Source organism: Variovorax sp. GW821-FHT09B01, assembly GCF_059418345.1.
In genome coordinates, this window is the sequence record NZ_JBWKPQ010000007.1 from 125,342 (window position 1) to 141,931 (window position 16,590).

16 protein-coding genes are annotated in these 16,590 nt (G+C 69.0%); 8 read left to right on the forward strand and 8 right to left on the reverse strand.

The window, feature by feature from the left end:
- The first annotated feature begins 123 nt into the window (after nucleotides 1-123).
- Nucleotides 124-885: a glucose 1-dehydrogenase gene (locus AC07RV_RS21260; protein ID WP_296782075.1), complete on the forward strand. Its 762-nt coding sequence runs from the start codon at nucleotides 124-126 to the stop codon at nucleotides 883-885.
- Nucleotides 886-888: 3 nt separating this feature from the next.
- On the opposite strand, the gene AC07RV_RS21265 is transcribed toward AC07RV_RS21260, so the two are convergent.
- Complete coding sequence (locus tag AC07RV_RS21265; RefSeq protein ID WP_057597061.1) at nucleotides 889-1,299, reverse strand: FKBP-type peptidyl-prolyl cis-trans isomerase; 411 nt, start codon at nucleotides 1,297-1,299, stop codon at nucleotides 889-891.
- A 130-nt stretch (nucleotides 1,300-1,429) separates the two neighbouring features.
- Here AC07RV_RS21265 and eat point away from each other — a divergent pair, with 130 nt between their 5' ends.
- From eat to AC07RV_RS21285, 4 genes are read left to right on the forward strand one after another with little or no spacing between them, the layout of a single operon-like run.
- Nucleotides 1,430-2,857 carry an ethanolamine permease gene (eat, locus tag AC07RV_RS21270; RefSeq protein ID WP_296782076.1) on the forward strand — a complete coding sequence of 476 codons (1,428 nt, stop codon included), beginning with the start codon at nucleotides 1,430-1,432 and terminating at the stop codon, nucleotides 2,855-2,857.
- 7 nt (nucleotides 2,858-2,864) lie between these two features.
- A complete protein-coding gene (locus tag AC07RV_RS21275) occupies nucleotides 2,865-4,259 on the forward strand; it encodes an ethanolamine ammonia-lyase subunit EutB (protein WP_296782077.1) in 1,395 nt (464 codons plus the stop codon).
- A complete protein-coding gene (gene eutC, locus AC07RV_RS21280) occupies nucleotides 4,256-5,041 on the forward strand; it encodes an ethanolamine ammonia-lyase subunit EutC (protein WP_296782078.1) in 786 nt (261 codons plus the stop codon). The genes AC07RV_RS21275 and eutC overlap by 4 nt, the downstream gene beginning before the upstream one ends.
- Nucleotides 5,042-5,091: 50 nt before the next feature.
- The gene (locus AC07RV_RS21285) at nucleotides 5,092-5,670 is read left to right on the forward strand and encodes a peroxidase-related enzyme (protein WP_093344841.1); all 579 of its coding nucleotides are present in this window, start codon (nucleotides 5,092-5,094) and stop codon (nucleotides 5,668-5,670) included.
- Nucleotides 5,671-5,686: 16 nt separating this feature from the next.
- On the opposite strand, the gene AC07RV_RS21290 is transcribed toward AC07RV_RS21285, so the two are convergent.
- On the reverse strand, nucleotides 5,687-7,444 hold the full coding sequence (locus AC07RV_RS21290) for a phosphoethanolamine transferase (RefSeq protein WP_296782079.1): 1,758 nt from the start codon (nucleotides 7,442-7,444) through the stop codon (nucleotides 5,687-5,689).
- Nucleotides 7,445-7,501: 57 nt separating this feature from the next.
- Nucleotides 7,502-8,200: a phosphatase PAP2 family protein gene (locus AC07RV_RS21295; RefSeq protein ID WP_296782080.1), complete on the reverse strand. Its 699-nt coding sequence runs from the start codon at nucleotides 8,198-8,200 to the stop codon at nucleotides 7,502-7,504.
- Nucleotides 8,201-8,364: 164 nt separating this feature from the next.
- Between AC07RV_RS21295 and AC07RV_RS21300 the strand changes: the two genes are divergently transcribed.
- Both AC07RV_RS21300 and AC07RV_RS21305 read left to right on the forward strand, forming a co-directional pair.
- On the forward strand, nucleotides 8,365-9,033 hold the full coding sequence (locus AC07RV_RS21300; protein ID WP_093344845.1) for a winged helix-turn-helix domain-containing protein: 669 nt from the start codon (nucleotides 8,365-8,367) through the stop codon (nucleotides 9,031-9,033).
- A gap of 3 nt (nucleotides 9,034-9,036) precedes the next feature.
- Nucleotides 9,037-10,401 (forward strand): sensor histidine kinase, encoded by a 1,365-nt coding sequence (locus tag AC07RV_RS21305; protein ID WP_296782081.1) that lies wholly within the window; start codon nucleotides 9,037-9,039, stop codon nucleotides 10,399-10,401.
- Nucleotides 10,402-10,417: 16 nt separating this feature from the next.
- On the opposite strand, the gene AC07RV_RS21310 is transcribed toward AC07RV_RS21305, so the two are convergent.
- The 3 genes from AC07RV_RS21310 to AC07RV_RS21320 form a co-directional block, all read right to left on the reverse strand.
- Nucleotides 10,418-10,843: an acyl-CoA thioesterase gene (locus AC07RV_RS21310; protein WP_093344850.1), complete on the reverse strand. Its 426-nt coding sequence runs from the start codon at nucleotides 10,841-10,843 to the stop codon at nucleotides 10,418-10,420.
- Nucleotides 10,840-11,670: a DMT family transporter gene (locus tag AC07RV_RS21315; RefSeq protein WP_366929008.1), complete on the reverse strand. Its 831-nt coding sequence runs from the start codon at nucleotides 11,668-11,670 to the stop codon at nucleotides 10,840-10,842. Before AC07RV_RS21315 ends, AC07RV_RS21310 begins: the two co-directional genes overlap by 4 nt.
- A gap of 77 nt (nucleotides 11,671-11,747) precedes the next feature.
- A complete protein-coding gene (locus tag AC07RV_RS21320) occupies nucleotides 11,748-12,530 on the reverse strand; it encodes an SDR family oxidoreductase (RefSeq protein ID WP_093344855.1) in 783 nt (260 codons plus the stop codon).
- Nucleotides 12,531-12,669: 139 nt separating this feature from the next.
- Here AC07RV_RS21320 and AC07RV_RS21325 point away from each other — a divergent pair, with 139 nt between their 5' ends.
- Complete coding sequence (locus AC07RV_RS21325; protein ID WP_296782082.1) at nucleotides 12,670-14,373, forward strand: electron transfer flavoprotein-ubiquinone oxidoreductase; 1,704 nt, start codon at nucleotides 12,670-12,672, stop codon at nucleotides 14,371-14,373.
- 169 nt (nucleotides 14,374-14,542) lie between these two features.
- Here AC07RV_RS21325 and AC07RV_RS21330 read toward each other — a convergent pair whose 3' ends face one another.
- Nucleotides 14,543-15,622, reverse strand: a complete 1,080-nt coding sequence (locus AC07RV_RS21330) for a hypothetical protein (protein WP_296782083.1) — start codon at nucleotides 15,620-15,622, stop codon at nucleotides 14,543-14,545.
- Complete coding sequence (locus AC07RV_RS21335) at nucleotides 15,619-16,506, reverse strand: 6-bladed beta-propeller (protein ID WP_296782084.1); 888 nt, start codon at nucleotides 16,504-16,506, stop codon at nucleotides 15,619-15,621. Before AC07RV_RS21335 ends, AC07RV_RS21330 begins: the two co-directional genes overlap by 4 nt.
- Nucleotides 16,507-16,590 lie beyond the last annotated feature (84 nt).

Sequence of the window (16,590 nt, forward strand, 5' to 3'; positions counted from 1 at the left end):
GCCGATTATTAGTGATTCGTGAATAAACAAGTGGCGCGCGGCGTCTTGGTCGGCACGGGGGTCGCGCCCAAACTTCCTTCCATCGTCAACGCCGCCTCGCGGCACCACCCAAGGAAAGAAGTCATGTCCACCTCTTCGCTCAAGCTCGATGGAAAGATCGCCCTCGTCACCGGCGGCACCAGCGGCATCGGCCTGGCCACCGCGCAGCGCTTCGTGGCCGAAGGCGCCCACGTCTTCATCACCGGCCGCCGCCAGGCCGAGCTCGACGCGGCCGTGAAAGCCATCGGCCGCAACGTCACGGGCGTGCTCGGCGACGTCTCGAAGCTCGACGACCTCGATCGCCTCTACGACACCATCCGCGCGCAGAAGGGCCGGCTCGACGTGCTGTTCGCCAACGCGGGCGGCGGCAGCCTGGTGCCGCTGGGCCAGATCACCGAGGAGCACTTCGACAAGACCTTCGGCATCAACGTGCGCGGCCTGCTGTTCACCGTGCAGAAGGCGCTGCCGCTGATGGGCAAGGGCTCGTCGATCGTGCTGAACGCCTCGATCACCAGCATCAAGGGCACGCCGGCCTTCAGCGTCTACAGCGCGACCAAGGCCGCGGTGCGCAGCTTCGCGCGCAGCTGGGCCGTGGACCTGAAGGACGCCGGCATCCGCGTCAACGCGGTGAGCCCGGGCGTGGTGCCGACCCCGGCCTACGAGCTGCTGGGCCTCACGCCCGAACAGGTCGAGGGCTTCATCGAATCGCAGGCCCAGACCATTCCGCTGGGCCGCGTCGGCACGCCCGACGAGATCGCCAAGGCCGTGGTGTTCCTGGCCTCGGACGACAGCAGTTTCGTGAACGCCACCGAACTCTTCGTCGACGGCGGCATGGCGCAGATCTGAAGCTCAGCGCTTGGTCACCGAGATCAGTTCGATCTCGAAGTTCAGCGTGGCATTGGGCGGAATCACGCCGCCCGCGCCGCGCGAACCGTAGGCGATCGACGGCGGGCAGGTCAGCTTGGCCTTGCCGCCCGGCTTCATCTTCTGCACGCCCTCGGTCCAGCACGGGATCACGCCGTTGAGCGGGAACTCGGTGGGCTCGTTGCGCTTGTAGGAGCTGTCGAACTCCTTGCCCGAATCGGGGAAGGTGCCGCGGTAGTGCACCTTGACCACGTCGGTCGCGGCCGGCGAGGCGCCCGTGCCTTCCTTGAGCGACTGGTAGATCAGGCCGCTGGCCGTGGTGACGGGCGCGGACTGGGCCCACGCGGCGGACACGGCGCAGAAGGACACGAGAGCGGCACAGAACAGGGACTTCACGGAATACCTCGAGGGAATGGTGGGAAAGGGCCGATTATGGCCAGCGCGCATGAAGCGCCGAAGCCGGCGATGGAACGGCCCTTGCTTCGCGGCGGGGGTACTGTCAACATCCCCCGAGAGAGGAACTCCCATGCCTTCCACCGAAGCCACGCCCGCGGCGCCCTCCCCCGGCGGCAGCGGCCACCTGAAGAAAGTGCTCGGTCCCCTGCAGCTCTGGGGCATCGCGGTCGGCCTCGTGATCTCGGGCGAGTACTTTGGTTGGAGCTACGGCTGGAACACCGCCGGCACGCTGGGCTTCCTGGTCGCCACGGTGCTGGTGGCCACGATGTACACCACCTTCATCTTCAGCTTCACCGAACTCTCGACCGCCATCCCGCACGCCGGCGGCCCCTTCGCCTACGCGCGCCGCGCCTTCGGCCCGCATGGCGGCTTCGTGGCCGGCTTCGCCACGCTGATCGAGTTCGTGTTCGCGCCGCCAGCCATCGCGCTGGCGATCGGCGCGTATCTCAACGTGCAGTTCCCGGGCATCAACCCGAAGTGGTTCGCGCTCGGCGCCTACGTGATCTTCATCGGCCTCAACTGGATCGGCATCGGCATCGCCGCGGCCTTCGAGCTGTTCGTCACCGTGCTCGCGATCTTCGAGCTGCTGGTGTTCATGGGCGTGGTCACACCGGGATGGTCGATGGCCAACTTCGTGGCCAACGGCTGGGCCGGCGGCAGCGTGCTCAACGGCGCGGCCATCGCGGGCATCTTCGCCTCGATCCCGTTCGCGATCTGGTTCTTCCTCGCGATCGAGGGCGCGGCCATGGCGGCCGAGGAAGCGCGCGATCCGCACCGCACGATCCCGATCGCCTATACCACCGGCATCGTCACGCTGGTGGTGCTGGCCTTCGGCGTGATGATCTTCGCGGGCGGCGTGGGCGACTGGCGCAAGCTCGCCAACATCAACGACCCGCTGCCGCAGGCCATGAAGGCCGTGGTGGGCGACAACAGCGGCTGGCTGCACATGCTGGTGTGGATCGGCCTGTTCGGCCTGATCGCCTCCTTCCACGGGATCATCATGGGCTACTCGCGCCAGATCTTCGCGCTGGCGCGCGCGGGCTACCTGCCGCGCTACTTCGCGGGCCTGAGCCCGCGCTTCGACACGCCGCACCGCGCGCTGCTGGCCGGCGGCGTCGTCGGCGTGGTGGCGATCTTCAGCGACGAGTGGGTGCAGTTCGGCGGCCAGACGCTCACGGCCAACATCGTGACCATGGCCGTGCTCGGCGCGATCGTGATGTACCTGGTCTCGATGGCCGCGCTGTTCAGGCTGCGCCGCACCGAGCCCGCGCTGCCGCGCAGCTACCGCGCGCCCTTCTACCCGGTGTTTCCCGCCATCGCGCTGGGCCTGGGCCTGGTGTGCCTCGGCGCGATGGTGTGGTTCAACCCGATGCTCACCCTGCTGTTCCTCGTGCTGATGGCGCTGGCCTACGGCTACTTCCTCGCGACCTCGGCGCAGCGCAATGCGGCCGCACCCGACGAGATGCTGTCGGCGCCCACCTCCACGCCCGCCGCCTGATCGAACGATGCGCTACCGCACCACCATCGCCGGCCAGGGCTTTTCCTTCGACGACCTGCGCCAGGTCATGGCCGCGGCCAGTCCCGCGCGCTCGGGCGACTACCTCGCGGGCATCGGCGCGGCCACCGCGCAGCAGCGCATGGCCGCGCGCCACGTGCTGGCCGACACGCCGCTCGCGCAGTTCCTCAACGAGGCACTGATCCCCTACGAGAGCGACAACATCACGCGGCTGATCATCGACGGCCACGATGCACGGGCCTTCGCGCCGGTCTCGCACCTCACGGTCGGCGACTTCCGCAACTGGCTGCTGTCGGAGCAGGCGGACACCGCGGCGCTCACGGCCCTCGCGCCGGGCCTCACGCCCGAGATGGTGGCGGCGGTGTCGAAGCTCATGCGCAACCAGGACCTGGTCTCGGTCGCGAAGAAGTGCAACGTGGTCACGCGCTTTCGCGACACCATCGGCCTGCCCGGCCACCTCGCGGTGCGGCTGCAGCCCAACCACCCGACCGACGACCTGCGCGGCGTGGCCGCCTCCACGCTCGACGGCCTGCTCTACGGCGCGGGCGACGCGGTGATCGGCCTGAACCCGGTGTCCGACAGCCTGCCGGTGCTCGGTCGCCTGCTGCACATGCTCGACGAACTGATCCAGCGCTTCGAGATCCCCACCCAGAGCTGCGTGCTCACGCACGTCACCAACACGCTGCGCCTGGCCGAGGCCGGCGCGCCGGTCGACCTGGTGTTCCAGTCGATCGCGGGCACCGAGAAGGCCAACCTCTCGTTCGGCGTCACGCCCGAGCTGCTGGCCGAGGCCCACGACGCCGCGCAGTCGCTCCAGCGCGGCACCGTCGGCGACAACCTCATGTATTTCGAGACCGGCCAGGGCAGCGCGCTGTCGGCCAATGCCAACTTCGGCGTCGACCAGCAGACCTGCGAGGTGCGCGCCTATGCGCTGGCGCGCCGCTACAAGCCGCTGCTCATCAACACCGTGGTCGGCTTCATCGGCCCCGAGTACCTGTACGACGGCAAGCAGATCATCCGCGCCGGCCTCGAGGACCACTTCTGCGGCAAGCTCATGGGCCTGCCGATCGGCTGCGACATCTGCTACACCAACCATGCCGAGGCCGACCAGGACGACATGGACAACCTGCTGGTGCTGCTGGGCACCGCGGGCATCAACTTCATCATGGGCATCCCGGGCGCCGACGACGTGATGCTCAACTACCAGAGCACCTCGTTCCACGACGCGCTGTTCCTGCGCCAGACCCTGGGCCTGAAGCGCGCGCCCGAGTTCGAGGCCTGGCTGCAGCGCATGCAGATCACCGATGCGGCGGGGCGGATCGCGCCGCCCACTTCCAACCGGCTGCTGGCCGATATGAGCGCCCTGTCGGCGCTGTCTTCATGAGCGACGCTGTCACACCCAACCCCTGGGGCCAGTGGCGCTCGGCCACGCCCGCGCGGCTCGCGCTGGGCCGCGCCGGCGCCGGCATGCCGACCGACGAGACGCTGCGCTTCGGCTGGGCCCATGCGATGGCGCGCGATGCGATCCATGCGGCACTCGACGTCGAAGCGCTCGAAGCCGCGCTGCATCACGACGGCTGGCAGGCCGTGCGTGCCCGCAGCCGCGCCGAGGACCGCGCCACCTACCTGCGGCGGCCGGACCTGGGGCGGCAGCTCGATGCCGGCGACGCGGACCGGTTGCGCGCCGACGTCGACGGATCGGCCGATGTCTGCATCGTGATCGGCGACGGCCTGTCCTCGCTCGCGGTCGCGCGCCACGCGGCGCCGCTGCTCGCGGCGCTGCGCCCTCACCTGCCGCCCGATACCCGCTTCGCCCCCGTCGTCATCGCGACCCAGGCGCGCGTCGCGCTCGCCGACGAGGTGGCCGAACTGTTCGGCGCCACGCTCTCGGTGATGCTGATCGGGGAACGGCCCGGCCTCAGCTCGCCCGACAGCCTCGGCATCTACCTGACCCACGCGCCACGCAAGGGCCGCCACGATGCCGAGCGCAACTGCATCTCGAACGTGCGGCCCGAAGGCCTGTCGTACGAACTCGCGGCCTTCAAGCTGGCCTGGCTGATGCGCGAGGCGCTGCGGCGCGGGCTCAGCGGCGTGGGGCTCAAGGACGAGAGCGATCTGGCGGTGCTGGAGGCGGGTGGCGGTGCGCCGGCGCTGCCAGGCGCGTAGCCACGGGGCCGGCGTGCCTATGATGGCGCGCAGAACCACCCGGAGACACCATGACCACCCGCTACCCCCTCGCCGAACTCGCCGACCTGCCCGAAGACATCCGCACCGCGATCCTCGCGGTGCAGGAAAAGGCCGGCTTCGTGCCCAATGTGTTCCTCGCGCTCGCGCGCCGGCCCGCCGAATGGCGCGCCTTCTTCGCCTACCACGACGCGCTGATGCTCAAGGAGGAAGGCTCGCTCACCAAGGGCGACCGCGAGATGATCGTGACCACGACCAGCGCGGCCAACCAGTGCCTCTACTGCGTGGTGGCGCACGGCGCGCTGCTGCGCATCTACGAGAAGAAGCCGCTGGTGGCCGACCAGGTGGCGGTCAACTACCGCAAGGCCGACATCACGCCGCGCCAGCGCGCAATGCTCGACTTCGCGATGAAGGTCTGCGAACGCTCGCACGAGATCGACGACAGCGACTTCGCGCCGCTGCACGCGCACGGCTTCGACGACGAGGACATCTGGGACATCGCGGCCATCACCGCCTTCTTCGGCTTGAGCAATCGGCTCGCGAGCTTCAGCGGCATGCAGCCGAATCCCGAGTTCTTCCTGATGGGGCGGCTGCCGCGCGAAAAGAAATAAGCGGCGCTGCCGGCGCTCAGGCCGCGCCGCCCTTGCGGCAGGTGGCCAGCGCATCGAGCGCGGGCTTGTAGGTCGGCGTGTTGACGTCCATCAGGCCCAGCACCGTGTGATAAAGGTTGTCGTGGGTGAGCGGTGCATCGAGGCCGGCCTCCATGCACGGGCGCGACAGCTTGCGGCGCTCGCTCAGGCCGGCGCTGAACCAGGTGACCATGGGCACGTGCTTCTGTGCCTCGGGCGCGAAGCTGTAGGGCACGCCGTGCAGGAACAGGCCGAACTCGCCCAGCGACTCGCCATGGTCGCTCACGTAGAGCAGGCCCGGGTCGTACTGCTTCGACTGGCCCTTGAGCCAGTCGATGGTGCGGCCGAGGAAGCGGTCGGTCTGCGCGATCGAGTTGTCGTAGACGTTCATCAGCTCGGTATGGCCGCACTCGGCGAGCGCATTGGTCTTGCACTCGGGCTGGAAGCGCTTCATGTCGGCGCCCGAGCGCTTGTAGTAGGCCGGCCCGTGGCTGCCCATCTGGTGCATCACCAGCACCACGCCCTTGGCGCGGCGCTCGGCCGGCAGCGCGGCGATGCGCGCATCGAGGCCCTCGAGCATCACGTCGTCGAGGCACTCCTCGCCGTCGCACAGCGCGCTCTTGGTGGCGGGCGGCAGGTTGTCGAGGGCCGAGGCATTGGGAATGCGGGTGCAGACGTCCTTGCAGCCGGCCTGGTTGTCGAGCCAGAACACGGCCAGCCCGGCGGCCTGCAGCACGTCGACCAGGTTCTCGTAGTCGTCCTTGCGCGATTCGTAGCCCTGCTTGCCCAGCGGCGAGAACATGCAGGGCACCGAGGCCAGCGTGTTGGTGCCGCAGGAATACACCGTGCGGTAGCTCAGCACGTCGCGCTTCGCGAGTTCGGGCGTGGTGTCGCGCGCATAGCCGTTGAGGCCGAAGTGGTCGGCGCGCGCGGTCTCGCCCACCACCACCACGAACAGCGGCGGCTTCTGCTGGGCCGCGTAGCTGGCACCGAGCGTGGTGCCCGCCGTGATCGGGATCAGCTTGCCGCTGCGCTTGAACAGCGGCTTGATGAACACGGCGCCGGTCGAGTAGAGGCTGGCGATCGGGTTCATCATGTAGCGCAGGTGCACGTTGTTGCGCATCAGCGGCGCCAGTTGCCGGTTCATGGCCACGGCCGCGACCAGCGCGACGGCCACCATGAGCAGCAACAGCACGGCGTTGCGCCACAGCTGCGAGATCAGGCGCATCGGCGTGATGCGCGCGAACCAGAGCACGAAGCCGACCGGCGCGATCACCACCAGCAGGTTGAAGCCCATGCGCCAGCTCAGCAGGTCGCGCGCCTCGTTGGGATCGGTCTGCAGCACGTTGGCGATCATGGTCGGGTCCATGACCACGCGGTACTCGAGCATGTAGTGCTGCACCAGCGCCGCCAGCACGGCCACCGCCAGCCACAGCGGCTTCATCCAGCGCGTCCAGGCGGTGAACGAGAGCATCGCGACCGTGCCGCAGAAGCTCAGCAGGCTCATCGCGGCGATGGTCGGCAGGTAGGTGCTGGGCGCGCCGCCGATGCGGGCCAGTTCGTTCCACAGCGGCCAGTTGGCGGCCAGGCCCAGGTACAGGGCCAGCCACAGCACCATCTGGCGAGCCGATCGCGGCCGCTCCAGCCATTGGCGCACCGCCTCCCAGGGGGTTTCGGACGCGGGGCCCGACGAGGATTCGGAGATCGAGGGGAGGCCGGACCGGAGCGGCGCGGGCTCTATGCGCGTGACAGACATGCGACAAATGTAGGAAGCGGGCCTGAAAGGAGCCTGAACTTGCAGTTCAGGCAGCGTTCAGGCTTGCTGCAACGCAACAACATCCGTCGAGCGGCGGGCGCGACGGATCACCATGTCGATGGCGAGGCCCACCGTCCAGCAGACCCAGCCGCTCCAGAGGGTGTGGCTCATGTAGTGGGCGCCGCGCAGTTGCTGCGTCACGCCGAGCAGCAGGCCGCCGACCAGGGCCGCAGCCAGCCAGGCCAGCGCGATGCGGGGGGCGACGCGCCGCAGCACGAAGTAGCCGCCGAGGTAGGCGAAGGCGGTGGACGCATGGCCGGCCGGGAAGCAGCCGCCCGGGCCGCCGTCGCGCACGCCCCAGGACCAGTGCGAGACGTAGTGCGCCATGCCGCCGAATTCCTGCAGGTCCCAGGGGCAGCTGGTGTGGCTCGCGTGCTTCAGCAGGCTGACGGCGAACACCGAGGCCAGCACGGTCAGCGCCAGCTGCGCGCGGCTCGCGCGGTCGAGCCGCCGCAGGAAGCCCACGGGCCAGCGGATCGCGAGGAACAGCGCGACCAGCAGCGCCCAGCTCAGGTTCTTGGCGCCGGTGTGCATCACGTGGACCAGGAACGGGTTCTCGCGCAGCGGAAAACCCATCGGCGTGCCCATCCAGCGCGCCAGCGGCAGGTCGGCCCCGGCGGCATCCCAGAGCAACAGCAGCGCAAACGAGATCAGGGTCCAGGCGCCCAGGCGAAGGTTCGGGATACGGCGGGTCATCGAAGCAAAAGCGGCCATCGGCAAAAATAGGGGCCAGCCTAGGCCGTGCGAATGAACCAGGGCTGAAGCCACCTGAACCGAAGCTGAAGCCGGCTGAGCGGAAGCTGACCGCGGTCCGGACGCTAGACTGCGGCTTTCCCACCGAATCCGAGGAGTGCCACCGCGTGCGCATACTGCTGGTCGAAGACGATGTGGCGCTGGCGGATGCCGTCTGCGGCTACCTGCTGGCCAAGGCCTTCGTGGTCGACGTGGCACCCAGCCTCGCCGATGCGCGCGGCGCGCTGCTCTCGGTGCAGTACGCGGCGGTGCTGCTCGACCTGCACCTGGGCGACGGCGACGGCCTCTCGCTGCTGCCCCAGGTGCGCGCGCTGCGCGAACCGCCGATCGTCATCGTGCTGACCGCGCGCGACCAGGTCACCGACCGCATCCGCGGCCTCGATGCCGGTGCCGACGACTACCTGATCAAGCCCTACGACCCGGCCGAGCTGCTGGCGCGGCTGCGCGCGGTGGAGCGCCGGCGCAGCGCGGGCAACTCGCCGGTGCTGCAGCTGGGCACGCTCGAGATCGACATCGCGCACGACCGCGTGCGCCGCGACGGCCAGCCGGTGACGCTGACGCAGAAGGAATGGGCGCTGCTGCGCGTGATGGCCACGCGGCCCGAGCGCATCCACACGCGCGAGAACCTGGCGGATGCGCTCTACGGCTTCGGCGACGAGGCCGACAGCAACACGCTCGAGGTCTTCATCAGCCGGCTGCGGCGCAAGCTCGGCCGCAGCCACATCCAGACCCTGCGCGGGCTCGGCTACCGGCTCTCGGCCGACGAGGAGGAATAGCCGATGACCGAAGCGGCGGCACCTCGCGCGCGCAGCGAGCGCGACACCCTGGCCGGCCGGCTCACGCGCACGCTGATCCTGTGGGTCGGCGGCGTCTGGCTGCTGTGCGTGTTCGCGGTGGTCTGGTACGTGGACCGCGAGATCAACCACAACTTCGACAACGAGCTGGTCGAGGTCTCGCACCGCATGTTCGCGATGGCGGTGCAGGAGCTCGAGAAGCTGCAGCACCCGGGCCAGGAGCCGCCGCGTGCGCCGCTGATCGCGCCCAAGCAGCTGTTCTCGGAGGATGCGGTGATCTACCAGATCGTCGACCTGCACGAGCACGTGCTGCTGCGCTCGGCCGAGGCGCCCGAGGACACCTTCGACGTGCCGCTGGCCGCCGGCTTCGCGAACAACCCGAACTGGCGCATCTACACCGTGCGCCATCCCACGCTGGGCCTGTTCTTCCAGGTGGCCGATCCGCTCGACGAGCGCCGCCGCGCGCTCAACCGCACGCTGTTCGGCCTGATCATCCCGTTCGGCGCGGTGCTGCCGCTGCTGGCGCTGGTGCTGCGCAACGTGGCGCGCACCGAGCTGCGCGTGCTGCAGCGGCTCACCGGCGAGATCGAGCAGCGCAGCGGCGCCGACCTGCGCCCGATCGCCCTGCCCAACCTGCCGCGCGAGCTGCGCACCGTGGGCGACCACGTCAACCTGCTGCTGGAGCGCCTGTCGCATTCGCTCGACGTGGAGCGCGCGCTCGCGGCCAATGCCGCGCACGAGCTGCGCACGCCGCTGGCGGCCGCGCGGCTGCGGCTGCAGACCGCGCTCGAGCACGACCTGCAGCGCAACGACGTGCAGGCCGCGCTCGACGCGCTGCGCACCCTGAGCCACCGCGCCGAGAAGCTGCTGCAGCTCTCGCGCGCCGAATCGGGCGCCTCGCTGGCGCGCGCGCGGGTCGACCTGGTGCAGCTGGCCGGCACGGTCGCGCAGGAGTTCTGGCAGGACCCGCAGCATGCCGAGCGCCTCGCGCTCAAGGTGCCCGACAGCGTCGCGCCGGTGGCCTTGGGCGACGTCGACGCGCTCGCGATCGCGCTGCGCAACCTGGCGGAGAACGCGCTGCGCTATGGCGGCGACGGCCGCGTGGTGATCGAGGTGATGGCGCCCTGCGTGCTCGCGGTGCGCGATGCCGGTCCGGGCGTCAGCGCCGAGCAGCTCGCGACCTTGCGCGAGCGCCATGTGCGCCACAGCTCCGACCGCGCCGGCTACGGCCTCGGCATCTCGATCGTGAGCACCATCGTCGAGAAGCATGGCGCGAAGCTCGAGCTGGCCTCGCCGCCGCCTGGCGCGGCCCAGGGCTTCGAGGCGCGGATCGTGCTGCGGCCGGCCTGAACGCCGGCGCCCACGGTCAGTCGCCGCTGACCAGCGCGCGCAGCCAGTCGGGCAGCGCCAGCGCCTTCTGCTTCGGGAAGTCGACCCAGATCGTGGTCGCGCCGCCCGCGGCGCAGATCACATCGGGCTGGTCGGCACGCGCCATCGTGGCCCAGCTCTCGAAGGTGGTGCGGCCCGGATCGCTCACGTACATCTTGAGCAGCACGTTGCCCGGGTACTCGATCTGGCGGTAGAAGTTGCAGAAGGCGTTCACGATCACCATGCCCTCGCCGCCGGGCTCGGGCTCGAAGCCGATCGAATGCATCCAGTCGATGCGCGCGGTCTCGAGGTAGCGGAAGTAGGTGCCGTTGTTGAGGTGGCCCATCGCATCCATGTCGCCCCAGCGGATCGGGATCGACATTTCATAGACCAGTTTCTTCTTCTCGGGGATTTCGATTCTCATCGGTGGGCCTTGATCGAGGCGAGGATGCCGAGGACGAACAGCAGCGCAGCCACCAGCTCGGTGGCCTGCGGCCAGCGGCCGTCCCAGACGAAGGAATAGACCAGCGCGAACAGCGTCTCGCTCACGATGAGCTGGCCGCAGAGGCTGGCCGACAGCCGCTGGCTCGCGATGTTCCAGAGGATGGTGGCGAGCCACGAGGAGCCGAAGCCGCCCGCGAGCGCCAGCACGACGAACAGCAGGCCGTCGGGCTGGGCCCGCAGCGCCGCGAGGTCGCTGCCGGCCGCGAGCCAGAGGCCGACGGCGCCCAGGCCGGTGGCGATGCCGAGCCAGTTGGCCCAGTCGGCCGCGTGGATCTCGGTGTGGCGCTGCAGCCAGGCCGCGTTGAGCAGGCCGTAGACGGTCCAGCTCGCCATCGCGCCGAGCGAGAGCACGATGCCCCAGGCGAAACGCCCGCCGCCGTGCGCGCCGCCCTGCTGCGCCGACCACGCGCCCCAGATCATCAGCGCGATGCCGGCGCCGGTGAGCAGCAGGCCGGGCAGCAGCGCGGCCATGCGCAGCCCCGGCGGGCGGCCCAGCAGCATCATCCAGACCGGGATGGTGCCGATGATGAGGCTGGGCACCTCGGTGCCCGCGGCCACGATGCCGAAGGCCAGCAGCAGGTAATAGCCGCTGAAGCCCAGCACGCTGAGGCCGAGCGCGGCCAGCGCCTGGCGCCCCGTGGGCCAGCGCTGCGCCGCGGGCCGCGCGAACACGGCCAGCGCCGACACGGCGCCGAAGACGGCGAAGCGCGCCGAGACGATGTCGACCATGGCGAAGTCCCCGACCATGCGCGGCACGACGAACACCAGTCCCCAGAGCGCCCCCGCGCCCAGGCCGGCCGCGACCCCGAACCAGGCGCGCGGGCTCAGAGTGCGAACCCGTCGTCGGCGGCGATCACGGCGCCGTTCACGAAATGGCTCTCGCCACTGGCCAGCAGCACGATCAGGCCGTCGAGGTCCTCGGGCTTGCCCACGCGCTTGCGCGGCAGCATGCTCACGAGCTTGGCGCCGCCCTCGGTGCTCCAGTGCGATTCGTTGATCTCGGTCTCGATGTAGCCCGGGCACAGCGCGTTGACGTTGATGCCGAAGCGGCCCCATTCAAGCGCCATGGCCTTTGTCATCTGGATCAGCGCGGCCTTGCTCATGGCGTAGACGCCGATCTGCGGCAGCACCTTGAGCCCGGCCACCGAGGCGATGTTGATGATGCGCCCGCCGATGTAGGTGCCCGGCGCCGCGCCCTTGGCACGCGCCAGCATGCGCTTGCCGACTTCCTGCGCGACGAAGAACGAGCCCTTGAGGTTGGCGTCGAAGATGAAGTCGTAGTCCTCGGGCGTCACGTCCTGCAGCCGCTGGGTGGTGCTCACGCCCGAGTTGTTGACCAGCACGTCGATGGCGCCGACCTCGGTCTCGGCGCGGGCCACCGCCGCCTTGATGCTTCCGATGTCGGTCACGTCGAGCTCGACCACGTGGGCGTCGCCGCCCTCGCCCTGGATGCGCGCGCGCAGCTCCTTGAGCTTGTCGACGCGCCGGCTCGCGAGCACCACGGCGGCACCGGCGCGCGCGAGCGTTTTCGCGAACTGCGCGCCGAGGCCGCTCGAGGCGCCGGTGACGAAGGCCACGCGGCCCGAGAGATCGATGCTGTACGCCATGGAGTGCTGTTCCTGTGGAGTCGCGAAGGCGACGTGAAAACACGGGCGACACGCCCCGCGGGGGCGGCCCGTGGCGCCCGCATAAAATGCCCGGCAGCCACGAAGCGCCAGTGCCTCCCATCATATCGACGAGACCCCCATGACCCACGACGAAATCCTTGCCCAGTACGGTCCCCGCGAAGCCATGGAGTACGACGTCGTCGTCGTCGGTGGCGGGCCGGCCGGACTCTCGACCGCGATCCGCTTGAAGCAGCTCGCCGCCCAGCACGAGAAGGAGGTCTCGGTCGTGGTGCTCGAGAAGGGCTCGGAGCCCGGCGCCCACATCCTGTCGGGCGCCATCATGGACCCGCGCGCGCTCAACGAACTGCTGCCCGACTGGAAGGAACTCGGCGCGCCGCTGAACCAGCCCGTGACCGACGACGCGATGGTGTTCCTGGGCGAGAAGGCCAGCCTGCGCACGCCCAACGCCTTCCTGCCCGACTGCTTCCAGAACCACGGCAACTACATCATCAGCCTCGGCGCCTTCACCAAGTGGCTGGCGCAGCAGGCCGAGAACCTCGGCGTCGAGATCTTCCCGGGCTTCCCGGCCGCCGAGGTGCTCTACGACGAGAAGGGGGCCGTGCGCGGCGTCGCCACCGGCAACATGGGCGTGGGCAAGGACGGCGAGCCGACCGAGAACTTCCAGCTCGGCATGGAGTTGCTGGGCAAGTACACGGTGTTCGCCGAGGGCGCGCGCGGCCACCTGGGCCGCCAGCTGATCGCCAAGTTCAAGCTCGACGAGGGCAAGGATCCGCAGACCTACGGCCTGGGCGTCAAGGAAGTCTGGGAGATCGACCCCAAGCGCCACGTGCCCGGCTTCGTGCTGCACACGGCCGGCTGGCCGATGAAGAGCGACACCTACGGCGGCGCCTTCCTCTATCACATGGAGGACAACAAGGTCACCATGGGCTTCATCACCGGCCTGGACTACAGCAACCCGTACCTGAGCCCGTTCGAGGAAATGCAGCGCTGGAAGCTGCATCCCAACATCCGCTGGTATCTCGAAGGCGACGAGGCCAAGGGCATCAAGCCCGCCAAGCGCATCGGCTACGGCGCGCGCGCGATCACGGCCGGCGGCCTGCAGTCGCTGCCCAAGACGGTGTTCCCGGGCGGCGCGCTGGTCGGCTGCGAGGCCGGCTACCTCAACGTGAGCCGCATCAAGGGCAGCCATGCCGCGATCAAGACCGGCATGCTGGCCGCCGAAGCCGCCTTCGACGCGCTGCAGGCCGGCCGCCAGCACGACGAGCTCACGGCCTACCCGGCGGCCTTCGAGAAGAGCTGGCTGCATGCCGAACTCAAGAAGGCGCGCAACTTCAAGGCCTGGTTCAAGAAGGGCCTGCTGGTCGCGACGCTGATGAACGGCATCGAGCAATGGCTGCTCAAGGGCAACATCCCCTGGACCCTGCGCCGCACCAAGCCCGACCACCAGTACCTGAAGCCGGCCTCGGAATGCCAGCCGATCGCCTACCCCAAGCCCGACGGCAAGCTCACCTTCGACCGGCTCTCGAGCGTGTTCATCAGCAACACCAACCACGAGGAACAGCAGCCGGCCCACCTGACGCTGAAGGACGCGTCGGTGCCGGTCAACGTCAACCTCGCGAAGTTCGCGGGCCCCGAGAGCCGCTACTGCCCGGCGGGCGTATACGAGTTCGTGCCCGACGAAGGCAGCGCGGGCAAGCAGCGGCTGCAGATCAACGCGCAGAACTGCGTGCACTGCAAGACCTGCGACATCAAGGATCCGACGCAGAACATCGTGTGGGTCACGCCTGAAGGGGGCGGTGGGCCTAACTACGTGGGGATGTAAGGTCTGCGTCTTTGGGCCCTCTTCGGAGGGCCTTTATGTTTCTTGTCCGGGGCGCGTGCACAGGACAGCGGGTACTTCCCTCCGCGAATGTCCCCCGGCCTTCGGCCTCCTCCTTTATTTCGCTGCGGGAAGCACCCACTGCCCTGTGCACGAGGAAGCGCCGTCGGGGTCACACGAGGTACGTGGCTACCTCTTCGGCCGTGAGGAAGCGCACCAGGCTCACTTGCGGCTTCTGTTCTGAGTGGAAGTTTTGGTTGAAACCGTTCCAGCCGCGCGCGGGCTTGTCTTCGGTCTCCAGCGCGACGAGCACCAGCCGTCCCTGCCGGCGTGCGTTCTCGCGCAAAGTGCCTTCACCCCAGGCCCAGGCCATGCGGTCGACGAGTTCACCACCGGCATAGGCCTTGGCCTGCAGCCAGAGGTACTGCGCCGAGTCGCTGTCGCGCGGCTCGTCATCGGCGCCGAGACGATCGGCCAGCGGCTGCCGGATGCCCAAGGTCTCGGCATGCTCGCTGAACAGGTCCTGCAACAGCGAGAAGGCGTGGAAGTTGTTGTTGATGCCGTGGGCGCGCACGATCATTCCGGCGTTCGAAGCGGGCAGCAGCACGACCAGTTCGTCCTCGTAGGCCATCTGGGCGGCGCGGTGCAGGAAATGCAGTTCCTCGAAGGGCAAGGTGTCGTTGACCGACAACGCCTCGATGCGCGCGCGCAGCGCCTCGTCGGCCAGCAGTTCGCGATGGTTGCGGACGTCGCGCATCAGCATCGCCATCAGCGGCAGCACCAGCAAATCGACCGCCTGCCGGCTCGCCTCGACCTGCAGGCGCTCGGCCGGCGGCAGCGCCTCGAGCGCGGCTTCGGCGGCGCGCCAGGCGAGGACGTCGGCCGGTTCCTCCTCGGGCGCTTCCTCTTCTTCATCGTCCTCCATCGGCTCCGCGGCGCAATAGGGTGCGAGCGATGCGAGCAGTTGGGCCAGGCGCCGCAGCGCCGCCGGAAACAGCAGCCGCGGATCGGCACCGTTCTCCACCAGCCCGCCGCAGAGGATCGCGAACAGCGCGGCGCGCAGCGGATGCAGTTCGGGCAGTAGCGCGGCCGCGGCCTGCAGCACCTCGTCGCCCGTGCCTTCCTTCACCGTGGCGCGGTAGAAGTCGGACACCGCATCGCGGTCGTAGAAGCTCGCCTGCGCATCGAGGTCGTCCTCGTGCAGCACGGGCAGGCGCAGAACGTCGAGAAAATCCTGAGGCAACGCTTTCATGCACGAGAGCGTAGCGCAGCCGCCCCCGCCGGCCCGATGCGTTCGTACTTGGTCACGCAATGCATGCCGTGCCCCTGCTCGGCCACGAACAGGCTGCCATCGGCCGCGCCCCACAGGCCATGGCCATACACGCCGAAAGTGCGAAAGCGCCCCAGCACGGCGCCTGAGAGATCGAGCCGACTCACGCGCGGCGCCTGCTCAGTCACGAACACCTCGCGGCCGTTCGACCAGATGTCCATCGGCCGCAAGAGGCCTGCCCACTGCGTCAGATAGCGCCCCTCGCGATCAAAGAGCTGGATGCGGTCGTTGTCGCGGTCGCACACGGCCACGCGGTCATCGGCCAGCACCCACACGCCATGCGGCGTCGAGAACTCTCCGGGCCCCTGCCCCACGCCGCCCCAGGTCTGCAGATGCCGCCCCTCGGCCGAGAAGCGATGGACGCAGGCATTGCCATAGCCATCGCTCACATAGATCTCGCCGTCGGGCGCAACCGCCACGTCGGTCGGATGATTGAACGGCGCACCCCAGCGCGGCGCATTGAAGTGGCCGAGTTCGAAACGCGTTTCGAGCGCGGCATCGAGCGCCAGCACCTGATGGGCGTCGTACGACACGAGGTAGACGTTGTCGGCCCCATCGATGAAGAGACCGTGGCCGCTGGTGAGCCTGGGGTTTTCGTAGACCGTGTCGAGCTCGCCATCGGGTCCGTAGATCAGCAGTTGCGGTGCCGAGCGCTGCAGCACGAACACGCGGCCGCGGCTGTCGAGCGCCAACTGGCTGATCACACCGACATTGCCTCGTGGTGAAGGCTTCTGCCAGGGGCGCACCATTTGGTAGTCCGACTGGCCGTCGGTCATGAAGAAATCTGGTGCTTCGTTGGCTGGCATGGAGATCCTTGCTGGGTCTTGCAAGCGTAGGGGCGCTGCTCCATCGCGTCCAACCAGTTTTTCTGTTGGCTTGGGGGTGGTTTT

What these genes read in the sequence shown, in the direction of transcription:
- AC07RV_RS21260 (WP_296782075.1), top strand. Translation starts at nt 124, where the DNA reads ATGTCCACCTCTTCGCTCAAGCTCGATGGAAAGATCGCCCTCGTCACC.
- eat (WP_296782076.1), top strand. Translation starts at nt 1,430, where the DNA reads ATGCCTTCCACCGAAGCCACGCCCGCGGCGCCCTCCCCCGGCGGCAGC.
- AC07RV_RS21275 (WP_296782077.1), top strand. Translation starts at nt 2,865, where the DNA reads ATGCGCTACCGCACCACCATCGCCGGCCAGGGCTTTTCCTTCGACGAC.
- eutC (WP_296782078.1), top strand. Translation starts at nt 4,256, where the DNA reads ATGAGCGACGCTGTCACACCCAACCCCTGGGGCCAGTGGCGCTCGGCC.
- AC07RV_RS21285 (WP_093344841.1), top strand. Translation starts at nt 5,092, where the DNA reads ATGACCACCCGCTACCCCCTCGCCGAACTCGCCGACCTGCCCGAAGAC.
- AC07RV_RS21290 (WP_296782079.1), bottom strand. Translation starts at nt 7,444, where the DNA reads ATGTCTGTCACGCGCATAGAGCCCGCGCCGCTCCGGTCCGGCCTCCCC.
- AC07RV_RS21295 (WP_296782080.1), bottom strand. Translation starts at nt 8,200, where the DNA reads ATGACCCGCCGTATCCCGAACCTTCGCCTGGGCGCCTGGACCCTGATC.
- AC07RV_RS21305 (WP_296782081.1), top strand. Translation starts at nt 9,037, where the DNA reads ATGACCGAAGCGGCGGCACCTCGCGCGCGCAGCGAGCGCGACACCCTG.
- AC07RV_RS21310 (WP_093344850.1), bottom strand. Translation starts at nt 10,843, where the DNA reads ATGAGAATCGAAATCCCCGAGAAGAAGAAACTGGTCTATGAAATGTCG.
- AC07RV_RS21315 (WP_366929008.1), bottom strand. Translation starts at nt 11,670, where the DNA reads ATGGTCGGGGACTTCGCCATGGTCGACATCGTCTCGGCGCGCTTCGCC.
- AC07RV_RS21320 (WP_093344855.1), bottom strand. Translation starts at nt 12,530, where the DNA reads ATGGCGTACAGCATCGATCTCTCGGGCCGCGTGGCCTTCGTCACCGGC.
- AC07RV_RS21325 (WP_296782082.1), top strand. Translation starts at nt 12,670, where the DNA reads ATGACCCACGACGAAATCCTTGCCCAGTACGGTCCCCGCGAAGCCATG.
- AC07RV_RS21330 (WP_296782083.1), bottom strand. Translation starts at nt 15,622, where the DNA reads ATGAAAGCGTTGCCTCAGGATTTTCTCGACGTTCTGCGCCTGCCCGTG.
- AC07RV_RS21335 (WP_296782084.1), bottom strand. Translation starts at nt 16,506, where the DNA reads ATGCCAGCCAACGAAGCACCAGATTTCTTCATGACCGACGGCCAGTCG.